Source organism: Niabella terrae (assembly GCF_054783135.1).
Map to the genome: position 1 here is coordinate 1 of NZ_BAAGRD010000005.1, position 19,793 is coordinate 19,793.

The window sequence follows — 19,793 nt, forward strand, 5'->3', positions numbered from 1 at the left end:
GATGGAAAGTAGAATTGTTTTTTAAATGGATTAAGCAGCATCTAAAAATAAAATCGTTTTGGGGTACTTCTGCGAATGCTGTAAAAATCCAGATCCATGTTGCCATCATTACTTATACGTTGGTAGCTATTATAAAAAGCCGATTGAAACTTGATCAATCAACGTATGAGATCTTACAGATATTAAATGTATCTCTGTTAGACAAAACGCCTTTGCGGCAGCTTTTTGAAAACCCTTTATCCCAAGATGTCAAAGAACAAAATTATACTCAGTTGAAAATCAATCTAATTTAACCGGACACTAATGAATTATTATAATGAACGTTCAATAGATAGTTTATGTTCATTATTTCCTCTCAAAAAAAGCGAAGAGGGGCTTTGCTTTTGGAAAACGCTGGAACGAAATAGTGAAAAGTCTGTTTATGATGAATATGGCATGATAAAAAATTACGAGTATCTCGGAGTTGATTCAACAGATTCGAAAGGGGTTGCTGTTTTCAAAGTACAATTTGCTAACAAAGGAGCCAAGGCTTTGAGCTTTAATCTTAAGAACCAAAAATTTGAAATTTTTCGCTTGAATACGTCTTCCGATTTTATAGAAGAAATGCTAAAGAAGAAAAAGTGACTGGCCGCTGACCTATCATAATAACGTAAATTCTTTTTAACAATGGTAGCACCAATGCATTTCCTGAGGTTCGTTAACGCTGAAATCAACGTGTCCACTGCCACATCGAGAGTATCAACGATATTTGCAGCTTCTCTTTTTCCAGATTTTTTATATAAACTTATGCTTATAATAGCGGATCCTGGATTATACCCTTGATCCGGTTTAGTCGCATTTTTAGTCGCAAAATCGGGTAGGAAGGTAGCGATTATTTCGCTACCTGACCTCCCACACCACCGTACGTACGGTTCCGTATACGGCGGTTCCTTAGCTAACCTGATGGCGTGATTGCAACTCCTTGAAGTAATCCAAGNGCAGCTATTTAAAAAAATGCCCGCTCATAAACGTATTCTATAAATATCGAATGATCGCTCGTGCAGCGATAACGCTAATCCAATATACATTAATTATGATGGAGGTTAAGGAAAAGACAGACATTGATCAGTATTTGGCCACGCATTATATCCACCGCAGTAACTGGCTGCGCGCAGCTGTGCTGGGAGCGAATGACGGCATCATTTCTGTTTCGAGCCTGGCGATTGGGGTCACGGCTGCCAGTTCTGAACGAACGCCGTTATTATTGGCGACCCTGGCAGCAGTAGTGGCGGGGGCACTATCCATGGCTGCAGGTGAATACGTATCCGTCAGTTCACAAATGGATATTGAGCGGGCGGATACGGAAAGAGAACGACAGGAACTGGAAGCCATGCCAGAGGCGGAGTTACAGATGTTAACGGCCATCTATGAAAAAAGGGGCCTGAAAGCCGAGACGGCTCAACTGGTTGCGCGGGAGCTAACGGCACATGATGCGCTGGGTACCCATATCAGGGAGGAGCTGGGCATCACTGAAACCAGTACAGCCAAACCGATCCAGGCGGCATTCGCCTCAGCGGCGGCTTTCCTAACCGGCGGCCTGTTGCCACTGCTGGTAACATTGTTGGTGCCGCTCAGCCAAATGGTGTATTTTTTATACGGCTCAACCATACTGGCACTGGTAGTGCTGGGAGCCATTTCAGCTAAAGCCGGTGGCACACCTGCCAAAGGCCCCATCTTTCGGATTGTCATATGGGGTACCGTTGCCATGGGACTTTCTGCGCTGGTGGGCTATTTGTTTGGTGTATCTATTTAGGCGAAAGGAATTGCATCGGTAGGGACCTGAAAAAATGAGACGATCCGTACAATAATTGATATAGTTTGACGCCATCGAAGGGACTGGGTTATTTAATTTTGGCTATTTTATGCATACTTCAATAGCTGCCATCGAGCCCCCGCGTAGTGTCCCACTTTCCACAAAACCCCATTATCCCATATTGGACGGTTTGCGCGGTCTCGCAGCCATTGTCGTTGTTACTTTTCACCTGACGGAACCATTAGGTACCGGTTACCTGGATATTCTGGTCAATCACGGCTACCTGGCAGTTGATTTTTTCTTTCTGCTTTCGGGATTCGTAATTGGCTATGCCTACGATGATCGTTGGTCCAAAATGTCGGTGAAGACCTTCTTTAAACGGAGGCTGATCCGCTTGCAACCGATGGTAGTGTTAGGGATGACCCTGGGTGCGATCGGTTTCTATTTTACCGACTCCGCCATCTGGCCCCTGATACATCAAATTCCCCTTTGGAAAATGCTGCTGGTGATGCTGATTGGTTATACGATACTGCCGGTTCCGCTGTCGATGGACATCCGGGGCTGGCAGGAAATGCATCCGCTCAATAGCGTAGGCTGGTCGCTATTTTTCGAATATATCGCTAATATACTTTATGCCATAGGCATTAGAAAGTTTTCGAGAACGGCGCTAGGGCTGCTGGTATTGGTGGCGGCACTGGCCTTGGCCCATATGGCCATTACCAGCCCGAATGGGGATGTAAGTGGCGGATGGACCCTGAATGCCGAACAGCTCAGGGTTGGCTTTATCCGCACCATGTATCCTTTTTTCGCCGGATTGTTGCTTTCCAGAATTGCCCGCCCCATCCGGATTAAAAACGCCTTTCTCTGGTGTAGTTTGCTGGTCGTCCTGGTACTGTATATGCCCCGAATCGGCGGTGCGGCGCATTTATGGATGAATGGTTTGTACGAATCAATCTGTATTATCATTGTTTTTCCTTTGATCGTCTATATGGGGGCCAGTGGTAACTTATACCAAAAGCGCGAACAGCGAATCTGTCAGTTTCTGGGAAGGATATCCTACCCGTTATATCTGGTTCACTATCCCCTGGTGTATTTTTATGTTGCCTGGATCAGTAACCAGAAATCCGTCAGTTTTGGGCAGGCACTGCCTTATGCTGTACTGATCCTGGTGGGCAGTGTAGGACTGGCCTGGATAAGCCTGAAATGGTTTGATGAGCCGGTAAGGCGATGGTTGACCAGGAAGTTCGCATAAGCATCCGAACAGCACAACCAAGGAACACCCGGGTCAGAAATTTTGCGCATTGCCTGTTTCGATACAGTCCCTTTAAATCTTGTCTGCTCCTGATGAACAGGTCCCGTACTGGTTTTAAACGAAGTTCTTGGTGATATTGCTGCAATGGTTGTGCTGCAACCGGTTTTTGTAAATGGTATTTAAGTTTCTACCTTTAATCGTATTACAACAGTAACTGTTATACCGCCAACCGGATGGGATAGTTTGGTTAGTGATTAATATAAAATTTATGTACCAACAGACGGGATCTCCGATATATGATTTTTTTACCGCCGATCACCGTCGGATCGAGGCCCTGTTCGATGCAGCGACGGCGGACCCTCAACGGGTAGATATGGAACAGTATCATGCATTCCGGGTGGGTTTACTAACCCATATCAAGATGGAAGAAAAAATCCTGTTTGTTGCCGCTCAGAAAGCCAATGGGGGCCAGCCCCTTCCACTACAGGCTAAATTGAGGCTGGATCATGGTGCGCTGACCTCTCTATTGGTATGTTTTCCCGATCCACAGGTGATCAATGTTATTACCCATATCCTGGAAGCACATGATTTGCTGGAGGAAGAACAGGGAGGTATGTACGAAGCCTGTGAACAATTAACGCTGACCGAAAGAGAGCGGATTCTGCAGGAACTCCATCAAGTGACCCCTGTACCGGTACATCCTTTTAACCGTGCAGCGTATGTTGTCGATGTGGCCCGGCGCAGCGTAAAGCGGGCGGGTTTTGATTTTGATGCCATTTAGTTTGCCGGATGCTCGCGAGCCTCAGGTATGACTGAATGCGGCTTATGGGAGTGGTGCCAGGTGCTGCCCCGAAATTGACTGCAAACACACAACTTATAACTGAATCGTTTTAAAATAATCTGCTTCCAGTGTCGTCAGGTAACTGGCAAAAAGACCGCATTTATCGGCGGTTCCGCTGCTGACAGCTTCCATTTGGTGAACCCGGGTTCCATTAATATAGAAAAACCACTGACCTTCTTTGATTTCAAGCCGCAGGCGGTTAAAACCATTGGGCTTGATGCTGCTGTGCAGGGCCCAGTCCTTGTAGGTAATATAATTTTCACCATCCGGATAGCCGGTGATTTTGAAAGCACCTTCACTGTTGATCCAGAATTCAAAATCAGCATTGGTCGCAGGCTTTCTTTGCCAGATCAATCCCCCGGCGCCCGGCGTATCATCCGCATTGGCGCTAATTTTAATGCTGGTCTCCATCGCAACACCATCGCTTATTCCGGTGAAAATATCCGGAAAAGTATTCCAGTAAAAGCCGCTGGTATTGGCATTGTTGAAATGATATCGGCCATCTTCAATCGAAGCGGTTAGATTGCCGTCCGTACCGGTCCATAATTTGCCGTCGTCGGTACTGAAATCGGTCTGATACAGAATGTTTTCATCTCTGGCACTGTCTTTTTTGCATGCGGAAAATAAGGCAAAAAGGCCGACGGTCATCAGCAAGGTTTTCCATTTCATAGTTTATCGTTTTGCCCAAAGATCCGTTCTATTCCGGAAGAAGCAAGATTATAGAAGTCTTTTTTACTTCAGAGACCCTTCCCCAACCTTATTGCTGAATCCTTGATTTCAGGGGGTCAGGTCCAGGATCCGGTTGGTATAGGACCTTGTTTGCTCCAGCAATTCCGGATGATCTTCCAATTGCTTGCCATAAGAAGGAATCATTTCCAGCAGCCGGGGCATATTGGCTTCAGCGCGGTCGGGGAAACATTGATAGAGCAATTTTAACATGATCGAAACGGCGGTCGAGGCACCCGGAGATGCACCTAACAGGGCAGAGAGACTGCCGTCGGCTGCGGTAACGATTTCAGTGCCGAATTGAAGAACACCACCATGTTCCGGATCATTATAAATAACTTGCACCCGCTGTCCGGCTTCCTGTAGTTTCCAGTCCCGGGGATCCGCTTCGGGATAGAATTGGCGAAGCACTTCCATGCGCTCCTTGAAAGAAAGACTGAGCTGCCGGATCAGGTATTTTTCCAGGTCCAGGTTTTTAACGCCGACTTTTAAGAGGGGAAACAGGTTCCAGTATTTGACTGTTCCAAAGAGGTCCCAATAGGAACCTTCCTTCAGGAATTTGGTGGAGAAGCTGGCAAATGGTCCAAAAAGGATGGCTTGCTGGCCGTCGATAATCCGGGCATCCAGATGGGGAACGCTCATGGGCGGTGCACCTACCTCAGCCTGACCATAAACTTTTGCCCGGTGTTTGCGGACTACCTCGGGATTACGGCAAACCAGCCACTGGCCGCCCACAGGGAAACCACCGTATTTTTTCCCTTCCGGAATATCGGATTCCTGGAGCAGGTCCAGGGAGCCTCCGCCGGCACCGATGAATACAAATTTGGCCAACACATGATATTTTTTCCGGGTTTTGAGGTCCTTGACAGTGATCCTCCAGCGTTTGTCCTCCTGCTGTTTAAGTTTTTTGACTTCATGATCCAGATGCAGGGTTGCGGTCCCGTCCTTCTGTAGTGCCGTAATCAATGCGCTGGTAATGGCGCCGAAATTCACATCGGTGCCCAGACGTGCCCGGGTCGCAGCTATTTTCTCTTCGGCGTCCCGGCCCTCAATTATCAGCGGAGCCCATTCCGCAATAGTACTTCGATCTTCTGCGTATTCCATATCCCGAAACAGTCGGAATTGCTGCAGGGCCTCATATCTTTTCCGTAGAAAAACTATATCTTCTTCGCCTCGCACAAAGCTCATATGATGCACCTGTCGGATAAAATCTTTCGGATTCGCGAGTCCCTGTTTGTCGATCAGATAAGCCCAGAACTGTTTGGATACTTCAAACTGCTCCATAATTGACTTGGCTTTTTCAGTATGAATACTGCCATCGGGTGCCTGGGGGGTGTAGTTTAACTCACAGAGAGCAGAATGGCCGGTACCGGCATTATTCCAGGCGTCCGAACTCTCTTCTGCCACCCGGTCCAGTCTTTCAAAAATATGCATTGATTTTCCGGGTGCCAGCTGATGGATCAGCATGCCCAGGGTAGCACTCATAATTCCGCCTCCGATAAGGGCAACATCTGTTTCGATTGTTTCTTTCATGTCTTGACCACTATAATTTAAAGATGGGGGGTAGCTAACGATACACAGCATAAACCGTTCGTATTTTAACCCCTGGGATTGGCATCAGACCTGTGGACTCAGGATTGCGGTGTTGACTTTGTACAAAAAACCGGTGAAGTGGTGCCAATTTGGCCGCAAAAGTAAGAAGGAATCTTTGATTTATCAGTTGGCTTGTTCAGAAATCCTGTCATCGGATGTAGGTACGAACAGCGCCGGCCGACTGTTCCTGTCCGGCTCATATTCGTACTCGGGAGACTTTAAAGGGGCGTCGAACCGCTTTATGGGCGGCGGCTTTCGAAATCCGGGACTCTTTTTCGGAAACTTTTTCGGGTCGGTAGCTGTTTTTGCGGACGTCTATCCCGAAAAGCTTTTCGAACCAGGTACAGGCAACAGTAAACCGACCATAATCCAGTTGCAAATGATAACCGTCTCGGGTATAGTGGTCGCCGATCGAAGAACTGCGTCCATTTTGAACTGCCGTGCCCGCCGGCACGATAAAGGCAAACCGACCCGACCGGTCAAGTTTTCTGGTCACATCCCTGATCTTTTGATACATGGTGGATTGCTGCCGGTTATAATTGGCAAAGCCGGTATGTTTGGCGTCCTGCTGATAGGCCCAGGTCTGATGATAAATAAGCCGGGCCTGCGGGGCCCTCGTTTTTACATAATCGACCAGAAAGGGCAGGTCTTTCATAATGATATCATATTTCCCCGACAATGGGCTGGCCTGTTGCAGACTGATATAGTCCCAGTCTTCATCCGCAATAGCTTCCTCAAGGCTCACCTGTTTGCGAACCCGCTTGATCCCGTTTTCATGGATTTTTCGGTAGGAATAAGCCTGTTTGTTACTGTCTGCATTGCGTGCATGGCGTTCCAACGGGCAACCACCGATATACATATTGCCGATAATGACGGACTTTCCGGCAGCTTTCGCCAGATCATACAAATAATTTTCGACGGCATCTTCTGAGAAACTGTTCCCAATCGCCAGTACTTTTAATGTTTTGGTGGTTTGAGCCTGTTGGGCGAAAATAAACTGAAACTGGAGCAGCAGCAGGCCCAGGACCATCAATAATTTTTTCATTTGCGTAGTTCTATAACTCATTACTTATTTTAGATGGATTAAATGCATTAAGGGGTAGGTACTGCACCTTATCCTCCCAAAGCCTGTATGACGTCGTATTTGGTAATAATATGAAAATTCCCCAGTTCATCCCGACTGAGTACCGCCCCGTTTTCCTTTGTGATCAGGGTACGTAGTTTGTCGACCGGAGTATTGAATTCCACAACGGGAAACAGCGGTTCCGCTACATTACTAATCTTTTCATTTTTGATATCAGGATTGCTGAAGACTTTCTGAAATAAACCGCCTTCTGAGATCGAGCCGGTCATTTCACCGCCGCGCGTGACCGGAATATGTTCAATGTCATACTTTTTCATTATATCCACGGCTTCGGCAACGGTCTGGTTTTCGTCAATGGTCAGCAATTGTTGTACCTGTGGTCGGCCATTGACAATATCTTTGAATGTTTTGACTTCCAGGAAGCCCCGTTCCATCATCCACTGATCATTGTAGATTTTAGCAACATAGCGGCTGCCATGGTCATGCAGGATGCAGACAACCAGATCGTCTTTTTTAAGACTGTCTTTGAGCTGCATCAGGCCCTGCAGACAGCTGCCTGCACTATAACCGCAGAACAAACCTTCTTCCTTTGCCAGTTTCCGGGCCATTATGGCACCATCTTTATCACTAACCTGGGTGAAAGCATCAATGACTTCCATATCGTAGTTCTTCGGTATAAAATCCTCTCCGAATCCTTCACTTACATAGGGATAAACTTCGTTATTATCGATGGTGCCGGTGTTATAGTATTTGGTCAGCAGGGAGCCGTAGGCGTCTACTGCCCATACCCGAATCGACGGATTCTTTTCTTTGAGGTAGCGGGCGACCCCGGTAATGGTGCCTCCTGTTCCTGCAGTACAAACCAGGTGGGTGATCCTGCCTTCGGTCTGTTGCCAGATCTCCGGTCCCGTAGTCTCATAATGTGCCTGGCGGTTGGCGAGATTATCGTACTGGTTCATGTGGTAGGAGTTGGGTATCTCCCTTGCCAGACGGGCCGCCACGCTGTAATAACTCTGCGGGTCTTCCGGTTCAACATTTGTCGGACAGACAATAACTTCCGCACCCATGGCTTTGAGTACATCGGCTTTTTCCCTGGACTGTTTGTCGGTAGTGACAAAAATACATTTATAACCTTTCACAATGGCCGCCAGTGCCAGTCCCATCCCGGTATTGCCACTGGTACCTTCGATAATGGTACCGCCAGGTTTCAGCTTTCCTTCCGCCTCCGCCACTTCTACCATTTTGAGCGCCATACGGTCTTTAATACTGTTGCCAGGATTAAAATAATCCACCTTGGCCACCACCTTGCAGGGCAACTGTTGGGTGATCCGGTTGAGCCGGATCATGGGCGTATTTCCTATGGTCTCAAGAATATTGTTTTTGATATCCATGCGATGTCATTAGGGTGATTCATAACCGGTACCGCACCGACTGGCGGCAGTCTTCCTTACAAAGTTAAGGGCTTTGGCTCCTCAATGGGTTGCTGCCAACAGCGCCAGTGCTTTCAGTACCAGTGTGTCGGTGATATTCATGACCTGATAATAACCCGGGTCCCGCCATTTAAATCTGGCCAGCCTTGCTTCCATACGGTCTTCGACTTTTTTCTTTTCAAAATCGGGTACACCCGAAAGATTTACCGTGTCTTTTTTGACCCAACGGGTAAATGCCGGCCACATACCTACAGAGGGTTCGAATTCCAGGGCGAAGGATTGGGGGTCCTTATAGGGGTCCAGCAGGGTCTTATGGTCCAGATAATAATGAAAAACGAAATCATTAAAGCTGCCATCCATAAATACCCGGTGTATTTCCCGGGAGTAATTCGATGTATCCAGGCCCACAAAGTTATCCGGCATGATACCACCGCCGTCATATACCTTTTTGCCACCAGGCGTAGTAAAGGCCTTGCCGGTGCTGACTTTATTGCTGTCCGCATAGTAAAGCTGACCACTGGCATAACGCTGCCAGACTTCATCCAGATAAATCTTCTTTCCGCCCGCATAAGACTTCTGGATAGAGCGACCCAGCGGGGTATAGTATCTGGCTACCGTCAACCGGAGTGCCGAACCGTCACCGAGTAAAAACGGTTCCTGTACCAGTCCTTTACCAAAACTGCGCCGTCCTACAAGCGTCGCGCGATCCCAGTCCTGCAGGGCACCCGCCACGATTTCACTGGCGCTCGCGGAAAGCTCATCTATCAATACGATCAGCGAACCTTCTTCAAATAGTCCTGGCCGCTTGGCCCGGTATTCTGTTTTGGGATTATTGACGCCCTGGGTATAAACAATCAGCTTATCCCCGCTTAAAAATTCATCGGCGATTTCAATTGCCTGATCCATATAGCCGCCACCATTGCTGCGCAGGTCAAATATCAGCCGGGTCATCCCCTGTTTTTTGAGGTCTTCCATGGCTTTCATAAATTCCCTGTAGCTTCTTTCCGTAAAACTGGCCAGCTTCAGGAACCCGGTGGTTTTATCCATCATATAAGCGGCAGTTACCGCAGGTGTGGGGATGCGGCCCCTGGTGACGGTTACCTGCAGGTTACGGTTCTTCCGAAGCAGACCCAGGTTGACCTGGGTATTGACTTTGCCCCTTATGATATTTTTGATATAGGTGATACTGATCTCAGGTCCTGTCAGGGTTTTGCCGTCAACGGTAATGATCTGATCACCTATCTGCAGTCCGGCTTTTTCACTGGGTCCTTCGGGGAAGACATAAGTGATATTTACGGTATCCCGAATCTGATTGAACTCCACGCCGATACCTTCAAAATTACCGGCCAGGTCTTCATTGGCCTCTTTTAGCTCAGCCGGCGGCATATAGACCGAATGCGGGTCCAGTTCATTCATCATTTCTGATATGGCCTGGGCTTCCAGGGTATCCACATTCACCGAGTCTACATAGCGGGTCCGGATAATATCCAGCGCCTGCTGCAGCGTATTGGAATGTTCTGTTTTGAATATTTTTTTACGGGGTTGACCGGTCGCGAACCGATAGCCGATATACATGCCTGCAATCATCACCAAAGCCAGTATCAGCGGCTGCCATATATCTATTTTCTTGTTCATTGTCCGGTAATTTGGAAGGCTGCAAAATAGACAAAAATGTGGGAACCCGTCCGAAGGCAGGCCTTCAAGTTCCTAAAAAAGATCCTAAAACCACGAAATCTCTTTTCTGCGGCCTGGAAGGATGATGGTTGGCAAGCTATTGCTGCTTATATTAGCATCTTAATTACCAATAACAGCAATATGTCAAAAACGATATTGATTGCGGATGCGGGTTCTACGAAAACAGAATGGTGCCTGCTGGGAGCGGGCCGGGTGAAGTCGATTGACACCCTGGGTATCAGTCCTTACTTTCTGAATACCGTCCAGATTACGGAATTATTGCAACGGGAACTGCAACCCCGCCTTAAAAAAGTGGTGGTGGATGAACTTTATTTTTACGGAACCGGCTGTCTGAATCCTGAAAACAACCGACTGGTTAAAAAAGCGTTGCGTAGTTTATTTCCGGAAGCTAAAATAGCGGTTACCCATGATGTGCTGGGAGCAGCCATCGGTCTTTGTGGTCGACAGAAAGGTATCGCCTGCATTCTGGGAACGGGATCCAGTAGTTGTTATTATGACGGCAGGCGGATAAAAAAGAATAGTCCGGGACTGGGCTATGCATTGGGCGATGAAGGCAGCGGCGCTTACCTGGGTAAGAAAGTATTACAATACTACCTCTACAATACCTTTGACGAAGATTTGCGTGCCCGCTTTGATGCCACCTATCTGACCAATGTCACCGAAATTCTTGAGAATGTTTATAAAAAGCCCCTGCCCAATCGTTATCTGGCTGGCTTTGCCAGGTTTCTGGCCGAGAACCGGGGCCATTACATGGTGGAAAATATTATCGAAGATGGTTTGAATGATTTCTTTTTCACGCATCTTTGCAAATATGCTGAAGCCTGGAAGTTTCCGGTTAGCTTTGTAGGCGGTATCGCATATGGCTTCAGCGATGTGATCCGGGATTTATGTGCATCATACAATTTTGAGATCGGCAGGATTCTGCAAAAGCCGATGAAGGGCTTAATTGAATTTCATAGTGTCGGTTAAAATTCGAAAGCCGAACCATTATTCCAGAAAATGAATCAGAAAATTACAGAACAGCCCAGCAACTACGATCATCTGGAAAAGATGAGTGTCAAGGAATTGCTGGTGTCTATCAATAAAGAAGATCAGACAGTGCCCCTGGCGGTTGCTGCGGTCATCGACCAGATCGAAAAGCTGGTAGAGGCAATCGTGGACCGGATGATGGCAGGAGGACGTCTGTTCTATATCGGTGCGGGAACCAGCGGTCGTCTGGGAATTCTGGATGCCAGTGAAATACCTCCCACCTATGGGATGCCACCAGGCGTCGTCATCGGAGTGATTGCGGGCGGTAGTCTGGCGATAACCACTCCTGTGGAAAATGCAGAAGACGATGAACAGCAGGGCTGGATCGATCTGAAAACCTATAATATTACTGAAAAGGATGTTGTGGTTGGTGTTGCCGCCAGCGGTACAACGCCCTATGTAATAGGCGCACTAAGATATTGCCGCGAAAATCACATTACGACCGGCAGCTTATCCTGCAACCCTCATGCTGATATCAGCCGTGAAGCGGACCATCCTATCGAAGTGATTGTCGGACCGGAATTTGTTACCGGCAGTACCCGCATGAAAAGTGGTACCGCACAAAAGTTGGTGCTCAATATGATTTCGACGACGGTGATGATCAAACTTGGCCGGGTGGAAGGCAACCGAATGGTCAATATGCAGTTAACCAATGATAAGCTGATGGATCGCGGCACCAAAATGGTCATGGAAAAAACCGGTATTACGGATTATGATACTGCCAGGAACCTGTTGGTTGAAAAAGGCAGTGTTAAAAAGGCCATTGACTCCGTTTTGCCACAGTCCTGATACGCGCCTGCTGGTTAGTCCTCAGGCAGGCTTGCCGAAGCTTACGGATAGTTTTCCGGACCTGCCTAAAGCGCCCGCCATCGCTGAACTACCCGGTGAAGGCTTCAGTATCTCATTTACATTTCTCGCTGAGTGAAAAAATAACGTAAAAAAGGAAGGTGATGCACCTTCCTTTTAGTATCGTTTTTATGTAATTGCTGCTATCGCTCTTTCGCCTTTTCCAGCCGAAAGAATTAGTTGGCTGCAGCAGCGTTAATTTTCTTCGCCAGCTTGCTTTTGAGGTTGGCCGCCTTATTGCGGTGAATGATACCTCTTTTTGCCAGTTTGTCGATCATGCTTTCTACAGAAGACAATTTTTCGGATGCCTCTTTTTGTTCAGCAGCTTTGATATCCCTGATCGCATTACGGGTCGTTTTACCGTAATACCTGTTCCGATCCCTGCGTTTAGCCGCCTGACGTGCATCCTTTTTTGTCGCTTTATGATTGGCCATCTGTTCTAGATTTTTTGGACGGCAAAGGTAAGGGTATTTTTAAAAAAAGCAAGAATTTTTTTGGATTTCCTGAGGTGCTGCAAAACACTTGGCGGTCCTTCTGTCAGCTACCCGGCAACTTTAGGTCCAAATGCGGACAATAAAACGTAAACACGATGATCTTTATTGTGTGCTATCCAAATTATATACTAATTTTGGGGCTAAGATCTGAAAGCTGTCCGATGACATTCTAAATCTCAGTTAAATTAAAATAATATAATATATATTAACGACTGATCTACAATGAAAGATTTCTCTTATATCACTGGTTCTTCTCCCGAGTTTATTGAAAATATGTATAAGGAGTTTGTTGCTGACCCTCAAAGTGTAGACCAGGACCTCAGAAAATTTTTTGAGGGATTTGATTTTGCCATGGGCAATGGGCTGGCCACTGCCAATGGAACTGCGGCAAAAACCAATGGGGTGGCAGTAGCGGCACCAGCAGGGGGGAAAAACGACTGGCGGCGGGAACTGGCTGTCTACCGGTTAATCCTTGGATACCGGAACAAAGGTCATTTACTGGCCAATACCAACCCCATCAAAAAACGTAAAGACCGCAAACCCAATGTGGAACTTTCATTTTATGGACTCGGAGACGCAGACCTGGATATGGAATTTGAGGCCGGCAACCTGATCGGCTTGGGTACCACCACCTTACGGAATATTTTTGAGCACCTTAGTGACTGGTACGCAGGTCATGTGGGGGTGGAATTTAAATATATCAGTGATCAGAAAAGAGTAGACTGGATCACCCGGGAAATTGAACAGAATTTTTCCAGACCGCTGCCGATTGAAAAGAAAAAAAGAATTCTGGAGAAACTCAATCAGGGGGTGATGTTTGAGAAATTTCTGCATACGAAATATGTCGGCCAGAAGCGATTTTCGCTGGAAGGTGGGGAGACCACCATTCCGGCCCTCGATGCCATTATTAACACGGCTGCTGCACTGGACGTGAAGGAAGTGGTGATTGGCATGGCGCACCGCGGCCGCCTGAATGTGCTGGCTAATATACTGGGCAAAACCTACGAACAGATATTCAGCGAATTTGAAGGGACGGGTGAAGTCACCCAGACCATGGGCAGTGGTGATGTAAAATATCACCTGGGATACGGCAGTGAAGTCACTTCAGCTGACGGTGACAAAATGTACCTGAAACTGATGCCCAATCCATCCCATCTGGAAGCCGTAGATCCTGTTGTCGCCGGATTTGCCAGAAGCAGTGCAAATAACCTGCACGATGCGGTTTACGATAAGGTAATTCCGATCCTGATTCATGGAGATGCCGCCATTGCCGGCCAGGGAGTTATTTATGAACTCTTACAAATGTCCAAACTGGAAGGGTATGCCGTAGGTGGAACCATCCATTTTGTGATCAATAACCAGATTGGATTTACAACGGATTTTGAAGACGCGCGGAGTGCCAATTATTGCACCTCACTGGCCGCTATGACCCAGAGTCCCGTATTTCATGTAAACGGTGATGACCCTGAAGCCGTGGTAAAATGTGTCGAAATCGCTACCCGCTATCGCAGCGAATTCCATGATGACGTATTTATCGATATGGTTTGCTACCGCAAGCACGGTCACAATGAAGGAGATGATCCCAAGTTTACCCAGCCTTCCATGTATTCCCTGATCGATAAACATCCCAATCCAAGGGAAGTCTATGTCAAATACCTGTTGGACCATGGTGAAGAGGATGCGAAGGAGCTGGCCAAGGAGATGGAGACAAAATTCTGGGCTGATCTGCAGGACAGGCTGGACGATGTGAAACAGAAGCCGCTTCCCTACACCTATCAGACGCCGGAACTTCTCTGGAAACAATTGAGAAAGGCGACAGAAGAGGATTTTGAAAAAAGTCCTGATACAGGAATCAGTTCCGGCGATCTGAAAAAGGTTTTTGATGCGATCATGACCGTTCCCGAAGGATTTACTCCTCTGAGGAAGGTGGAGAAAATTCTCCGTGATAAAATTAAATTATTCGAGACCGCACAACAGATTGACTGGGCTACCGCGGAACTGCTGGCATTTGGTTCTGTCATGTTGGATGGCGCCGACGTCAGAATGAGTGGTCAGGACGTGGGGCGCGGCACTTTTAGTTCAAGACATTGTATTCTGACCGATGAGAAAACCAACCAGCCTTATAACCGGCTGGACAATATCCAGGACGCGGCAGGTAAAATCCGGATGTATAATTCACTGCTCAGTGAAAATGCCGTGCTCGGATTTGAATATGGATATTCACTGGCTACGCCCAATGCACTGGTACTCTGGGAAGCACAATTCGGAGATTTCGTCAACGGGGCGCAGACGATCATCGATCAGTTCATTACCGGAGCGGAACAGAAGTGGAACCGTATGAGCGGTGTGATCATGTTGCTGCCCCATGGTTATGAGGGGCAGGGGCCCGAGCACAGCAGCGCCCGGATGGAACGCTTCCTGATTGCCTGTGCCGAACTCAATATTGTTGTAACCAATATTACAACGGCATCAAACTATTTCCACGCCTTGAGGCGTCAGTTGGCCTGGCCCTTCCGAAAACCCCTGATCAATTTTGCGCCCAAGGCCAACCTTCGCCATCCGGGCACCTATTCCAATAAGGAGGAATTTACCCAGGGGGGATTCCGGGAAATCATCGATGACGAAATGGTAAAAGCGTCGGAAGTGAAGAAAGTCCTGTTCTGCAGCGGTAAAGTATATTTTGATTTACTGGATCGACAAACCAAAGACAACCGCAGCGATGTGGCTATTGTCCGGCTGGAACAGATATATCCTTTGCCGACCAAACAGTTGGAAGCACTTTATAATAAATACCGCAATGCTGTTTGGTATTGGGTACAGGAAGAACCCCTGAATATGGGTGCTGCCTCTTTCCTGCAAATGAACCTGAAGCATATCAATTATGGTATCATCGGCCGCAAAGCCAGCGCCTCCACCGCTTCCGGATTTATGAAAGTCCACAAAGCGGAACAGGAGGAAATCGTCAATACAGCGTTTACCATCTAAATGCAGGTCACCGCGATCTGAAGCAAGCTATGACCCGGCTTTTAAAGAACCCCGCAGGCTTCATCCGGTTTCATGGGGCGGCGCAATGCAGCCGTAAAAAGTTTCGGGCGGAATAGAAATTCCGCCCTCTTATATTCAAAACTAAACATGAGATCTTTAAATAAGTTTCTGCTTCAGCGCTTTGACAACCGCCTCTGCAACTGAATTGACCTGAAGTTTTTCGTATATTTTCTTGATATGGGTATTAACGGTATGGATGCTGAGACCACAGGCCGAAGCCACCATCTTGTGGCTATACCCTTTTACCAGGAATCCCAGTACTTCTCTTTCGCGCGGTGTCAGTGAAATCTCCTGGTTGTTCTCATAAAAGACATTTTTCTGGAAAGCTGTCAGTACTTTACGTGCAATAGAAGCGGTCATCGCAGCATCACCATTATATACATCTTCTACCGCTTGTAAGATCTGGGCAGGACTGGACTTTTTCAGGATATAACCAGACGCACCGGCGCATATCGAGGCAAATATTTTGTCATCATCCTCAAACACGGTTTGCATCAATACCTGGACTTTCGGGAAATTTATCCGAATCAGTTTGACCCCTTCAATGCCATTGACATTGGGCATGTCAATGTCCATCATAACGACATCCGGCGCTGATTTTTTTACATCGTTGATTACATTGCTACAATCAAAGAAAGTGCCCGTACAGTGCATTTTTGACGATGAATTAATCAACATACACAGGCTTTCCCGCCGGTAAGCGTTATCATCAAAAACAGCCACTTTTATTCGTTCATTATTCATCTTGATTCAAAGATAGTTTATAGCCAATTGGTTTTTAATCCCTAATTTAAGGGATGTTTTCCAACCCGGACGGACAATCCCGGGAAATGGGATCGTCCGGGGGAAATGTCCGGGATGGAAAGTCTTCCCTAATGCGGTCACCGACGGAGACGAACCGGCTTCCCGCCTGCGGTCAATGCGGTACTGTGCCAGCGAAAAAGCCAATGCGGTTCGCTTTTTTTTGCGTAATTTGCCGCCTATTATTTTTAAATAGATTTAACCGATATATGGCTATTGATATCAAAGTGCCCACTGTGGGGGAGTCAATTAGTGAAGTTACCCTACTGAGATGGGTAAAAAATTCCGGCGATTATGTGGATCGGGATGAAGTTGTTGCCGAGCTGGAAAGCGAAAAAGCGACTTTTGAAGTGAATGCCGAGAAAGCCGGTCTGCTGACCACTTCCGTACAGGAAGGAGACACCATACAGATTGGAGATATCATTGGCAGTATCGATGAGACGGCTGCGAAACCGGCAACAGCAGCGGAGCAGAAGCCCAATGCTGCGCCCGCAGCACCATCATCGGAACCACCGGCCGAAGCGACGGAAGACGCCGGTAGCCTCGAACCTACAGGCAAGGAAGTGGAAGTGACCATACCGACCGTAGGAGAATCGATCAGCGAAGTCACATTGCTGAAATGGAATAAAAACAGTGGCGACTATGTGGAACGGGATGAAGTATTGGCCGAACTGGAAAGTGAAAAGGCGACTTTTGAGGTGAATGCAGAATTGTCCGGAATCCTGAAGACAAAAGCCAAGGAAGGAGATACGCTGAAAATCGGAGACGCGATTGCCCTTATTCAGGAAACCAAGGGAAAACCGGCCAAAACGGCTGCGGCAAAACCTCCAACAGCAGCGGGTAGTGAAAAAGCTCCGGCTGCGACAGGAACCCCTGCGCCTGCCACTGATATGAAAGCCACACCGGTTGCCTCGGCCATACTGGCTGATAAGAAAGTGGATCCCAAAACCGTTAAAGCTTCTGGCTTTTCGGGTAAGATCATTAAAGAAGATGTGCTGGCCGCTATTGCCAACGCCGGCCGGCGTTCCTTTGACGGTGGGGATTTATTCAGCCGTAATGATAGAAAGGAAAAAATGACCAGTCTGCGGAAAACGATTAGCCGTCGACTGGTGGAAGCCAAGAATTCCACGGCCATGCTGACTACTTTTAATGAAGTAGATATGCAGCCGATCATGGATATTCGGGCCCTGTATAAGAATAAATTCAAGGAGATTCATGGTGTGGGACTCGGATTCATGAGTTTTTTCTCTAAAGCCTGTGCCATCGCCCTGTCCGAATGGCCTACCGTAAACGCCTATATCGATGGCGACCAGATACTGTACCACGATTATGTGGATATCAGCATCGCCGTAAGCACCCCCCGGGGACTGACCGTGCCGGTAATCCGGAATGTGGAAAGTCTGGGAATGGCTGAAATTGAAAAAGCGGTTATCGAACTGGCAACCAAGGCGAAAAATAGCAAACTGACCGCAGAGGATCTGAGCGGCGGGACATTTACGATAACCAATGGCGGTGTTTTCGGCTCCATGCTGAGCACACCCATTATCAATATACCTCAAAGTGCCATCCTGGGCATGCATAATATAATTGAACGTCCGGTAGCAGTCAAGGGCCAGGTGGTGATCCGACCAATGATGTATGTAGCTTTGAGCTATGATCACCGGATCATTGATGGCCGCGAGTCCGTGAGCTTCCTGGTAAGAGTTAAGGAGCTGCTTGAACATCCGGAACTACTCTTAATCCAGAAAGATCCGATAAAATCATTACTGGAACTGTAAAAAATGTATGAAACCTGCCGTAAACTCAAAAGACTTTAAGTCTCAGGTTTACGGCGCAAAGTGCGCATAAGGCGCTTGCGGGTACAGTAGGGAGCGACGGCAGGACATTCGGTTTCCGGGGAAATACGCAGGTTCTTGTGACCTGGGAAGCTAAACAATTTCTGGTTGTCTGGTTGTTCAGTCAATGCCCGTACCCGTCTGGTAATGGCCGCTGATGTTAACGGACCATTTTTTAATCAATGATGTCATTCGATAATACCCATTCGCCGGATAAGCACCTGCTGGCGCATTTACGTACGGCAGTTGATTTGCTGGACGTCTATGATGGTGGTCTTCCTTTTTCACATTTTATAAAAGCCTATTTTTCGCAACATAAAAAGTACGGCAGCCGGGACCGGCGTCGGATTAGCATGCTCTGTTACTGCAGTTTCCGGCTGGGCGCTGCCTATCCCGGACTGGGCGGGGCTGCCAGAATATTGAAAGGGTTGCAACTCAGTCAACCGGCACAGTTGGCGGAATGGTCGGCTATCATGGACAGTTACGAATTGCCGACGGCAGCACCAGCGCGGATTTTTCCCTGGAAAAAAGCATTGAGTGCTGCCATAGATCCTATTGCTTTTGAAGCCTCTCACCTGCATCAGCCTGATTTATTTTTAAGGATCCGGCCCGGCTTTGAAGAACAGGTAACGGGTGCACTGGACCAAGCCGGACTGGATTATGATCAGGAAGGTGCCACAGTTCGGCTGCCCAATGCATCGGCGCTGCCCGATAACCTGGAACTCAATCGCCAGGTAGTAATACAGGATTTGAGTTCTCAGCAGACTGCGGGCGTACTCAAGCAACTGGCCGCTTTTTCCGTTGGGAAGCCGCGCGTCTGGGATTGCTGTGCCGCCAGCGGAGGCAAAGCCCTGATGGTCTCAGACCTGCTGGGACCCATGGAGCTGACCGTCTCTGATATCCGCCCCTCCATTATGGCCAATCTGAGAAAAAGGTTCGGGCAGGCTGGTATCGTTTCCTATTCCGCCCGGACAGGAGATGCGACAAAAATGCATTTTAAGCGGGGTTTTGATCTGATTATCGCCGATGTGCCCTGTACGGGCAGTGGTACCTGGTCCAGGACACCTGAACAACTCTGTTATTTTGATCCCGTGGCCATCGAAAGATATGCAAGCATGCAGCAGTCAATCCTGAACCATATTATACGATATCTGAATCCCGGCGGTTATCTGCTGTATATCACCTGTTCGGTGTTTCAACAGGAAAATGAGGCGCAGACCGGGTTTTTGCAGGAACGGGGACTCGTACTTCGGCAACAGATGCTGTTGGATGGTTATCGGAAAAAAGCGGATACTTTATTTTCTGCGCTGTTACAGCAGCCTTCGTAGTC

General features: G+C 47.7%; 16 protein-coding genes and 1 pseudogene. 10 read left to right on the forward strand and 7 right to left on the reverse strand.

The window, feature by feature from the left end; all coding sequences use genetic code 11:
- The 5 genes and pseudogenes from ACYVI9_RS05965 to ACYVI9_RS05985 form a co-directional block, all read left to right on the forward strand.
- Positions 1 to 293: pseudogene (locus tag ACYVI9_RS05965) on the forward strand (IS4-like element ISCARN70 family transposase); the annotation flags it as partial.
- 10 nt (positions 294 to 303) lie between these two features.
- Positions 304 to 624, forward strand: a complete 321-nt coding sequence (locus ACYVI9_RS05970; protein ID WP_460761969.1) for a hypothetical protein — start codon at positions 304 to 306, stop codon at positions 622 to 624.
- Between the two features lie 448 nt (positions 625 to 1,072).
- A complete protein-coding gene (locus ACYVI9_RS05975; protein ID WP_460761972.1) occupies positions 1,073 to 1,792 on the forward strand; it encodes a VIT1/CCC1 transporter family protein in 720 nt (239 codons plus the stop codon).
- 109 nt (positions 1,793 to 1,901) lie between these two features.
- Positions 1,902 to 3,044 carry an acyltransferase family protein gene (locus ACYVI9_RS05980; protein ID WP_460761974.1) on the forward strand — a complete coding sequence of 381 codons (1,143 nt, stop codon included), beginning with the start codon at positions 1,902 to 1,904 and terminating at the stop codon, positions 3,042 to 3,044.
- Between the two features lie 268 nt (positions 3,045 to 3,312).
- Positions 3,313 to 3,825, forward strand: coding sequence for a hemerythrin domain-containing protein (locus tag ACYVI9_RS05985; protein WP_460761977.1), 513 nt, complete (start codon positions 3,313 to 3,315; stop codon positions 3,823 to 3,825).
- Positions 3,826 to 3,918: 93 nt separating this feature from the next.
- Here the strand turns inward: ACYVI9_RS05985 and ACYVI9_RS05990 are convergent, their stop codons facing one another.
- The 5 genes from ACYVI9_RS05990 to ACYVI9_RS06010 all read right to left on the reverse strand — a co-directional run bounded on the left by ACYVI9_RS05990 (position 3,919) and on the right by ACYVI9_RS06010 (position 10,353).
- Complete coding sequence (locus tag ACYVI9_RS05990; protein ID WP_460761978.1) at positions 3,919 to 4,554, reverse strand: hypothetical protein; 636 nt, start codon at positions 4,552 to 4,554, stop codon at positions 3,919 to 3,921.
- Positions 4,555 to 4,662: 108 nt separating this feature from the next.
- Positions 4,663 to 6,195, reverse strand: a complete 1,533-nt coding sequence (gene mqo, locus ACYVI9_RS05995; RefSeq protein WP_460761981.1) for a malate dehydrogenase (quinone) — start codon at positions 6,193 to 6,195, stop codon at positions 4,663 to 4,665.
- Positions 6,196 to 6,400: 205 nt separating this feature from the next.
- Positions 6,401 to 7,270 (reverse strand): DUF4886 domain-containing protein, encoded by an 870-nt coding sequence (locus tag ACYVI9_RS06000; RefSeq protein WP_460761983.1) that lies wholly within the window; start codon positions 7,268 to 7,270, stop codon positions 6,401 to 6,403.
- A 47-nt stretch (positions 7,271 to 7,317) separates the two neighbouring features.
- Positions 7,318 to 8,679, reverse strand: coding sequence for a pyridoxal-phosphate dependent enzyme (locus ACYVI9_RS06005; protein WP_460761986.1), 1,362 nt, complete (start codon positions 8,677 to 8,679; stop codon positions 7,318 to 7,320).
- An 81-nt stretch (positions 8,680 to 8,760) separates the two neighbouring features.
- On the reverse strand, positions 8,761 to 10,353 hold the full coding sequence (locus ACYVI9_RS06010; RefSeq protein WP_460761988.1) for a S41 family peptidase: 1,593 nt from the start codon (positions 10,351 to 10,353) through the stop codon (positions 8,761 to 8,763).
- Positions 10,354 to 10,533: 180 nt separating this feature from the next.
- On the opposite strand from ACYVI9_RS06010, the gene ACYVI9_RS06015 reads away from it, so the two are divergent.
- Together ACYVI9_RS06015 and murQ are read left to right on the forward strand one after the other, a co-directional pair.
- A complete protein-coding gene (locus tag ACYVI9_RS06015; protein WP_460761990.1) occupies positions 10,534 to 11,382 on the forward strand; it encodes an N-acetylglucosamine kinase in 849 nt (282 codons plus the stop codon).
- Positions 11,383 to 11,412: 30 nt separating this feature from the next.
- Positions 11,413 to 12,231: an N-acetylmuramic acid 6-phosphate etherase gene (gene murQ, locus ACYVI9_RS06020; protein WP_460761993.1), complete on the forward strand. Its 819-nt coding sequence runs from the start codon at positions 11,413 to 11,415 to the stop codon at positions 12,229 to 12,231.
- A gap of 233 nt (positions 12,232 to 12,464) precedes the next feature.
- On the opposite strand, the gene rpsT is transcribed toward murQ, so the two are convergent.
- Positions 12,465 to 12,722, reverse strand: a complete 258-nt coding sequence (gene rpsT, locus ACYVI9_RS06025) for a 30S ribosomal protein S20 (RefSeq protein WP_460761996.1) — start codon at positions 12,720 to 12,722, stop codon at positions 12,465 to 12,467.
- A gap of 282 nt (positions 12,723 to 13,004) precedes the next feature.
- On the opposite strand from rpsT, the gene ACYVI9_RS06030 reads away from it, so the two are divergent.
- Positions 13,005 to 15,767 (forward strand): 2-oxoglutarate dehydrogenase E1 component, encoded by a 2,763-nt coding sequence (locus tag ACYVI9_RS06030; RefSeq protein ID WP_460761998.1) that lies wholly within the window; start codon positions 13,005 to 13,007, stop codon positions 15,765 to 15,767.
- A gap of 156 nt (positions 15,768 to 15,923) precedes the next feature.
- Here the strand turns inward: ACYVI9_RS06030 and ACYVI9_RS06035 are convergent, their stop codons facing one another.
- Complete coding sequence (locus tag ACYVI9_RS06035; RefSeq protein WP_460762001.1) at positions 15,924 to 16,571, reverse strand: response regulator transcription factor; 648 nt, start codon at positions 16,569 to 16,571, stop codon at positions 15,924 to 15,926.
- Between the two features lie 266 nt (positions 16,572 to 16,837).
- On the opposite strand from ACYVI9_RS06035, the gene odhB reads away from it, so the two are divergent.
- Complete coding sequence (odhB, locus tag ACYVI9_RS06040; RefSeq protein ID WP_460762004.1) at positions 16,838 to 18,406, forward strand: 2-oxoglutarate dehydrogenase complex dihydrolipoyllysine-residue succinyltransferase; 1,569 nt, start codon at positions 16,838 to 16,840, stop codon at positions 18,404 to 18,406.
- Positions 18,407 to 18,645: 239 nt separating this feature from the next.
- Positions 18,646 to 19,791, forward strand: coding sequence for an RsmB/NOP family class I SAM-dependent RNA methyltransferase (locus ACYVI9_RS06045; protein ID WP_460762007.1), 1,146 nt, complete (start codon positions 18,646 to 18,648; stop codon positions 19,789 to 19,791).
- The last annotated feature ends 2 nt before the right edge of the window (positions 19,792 to 19,793 follow it).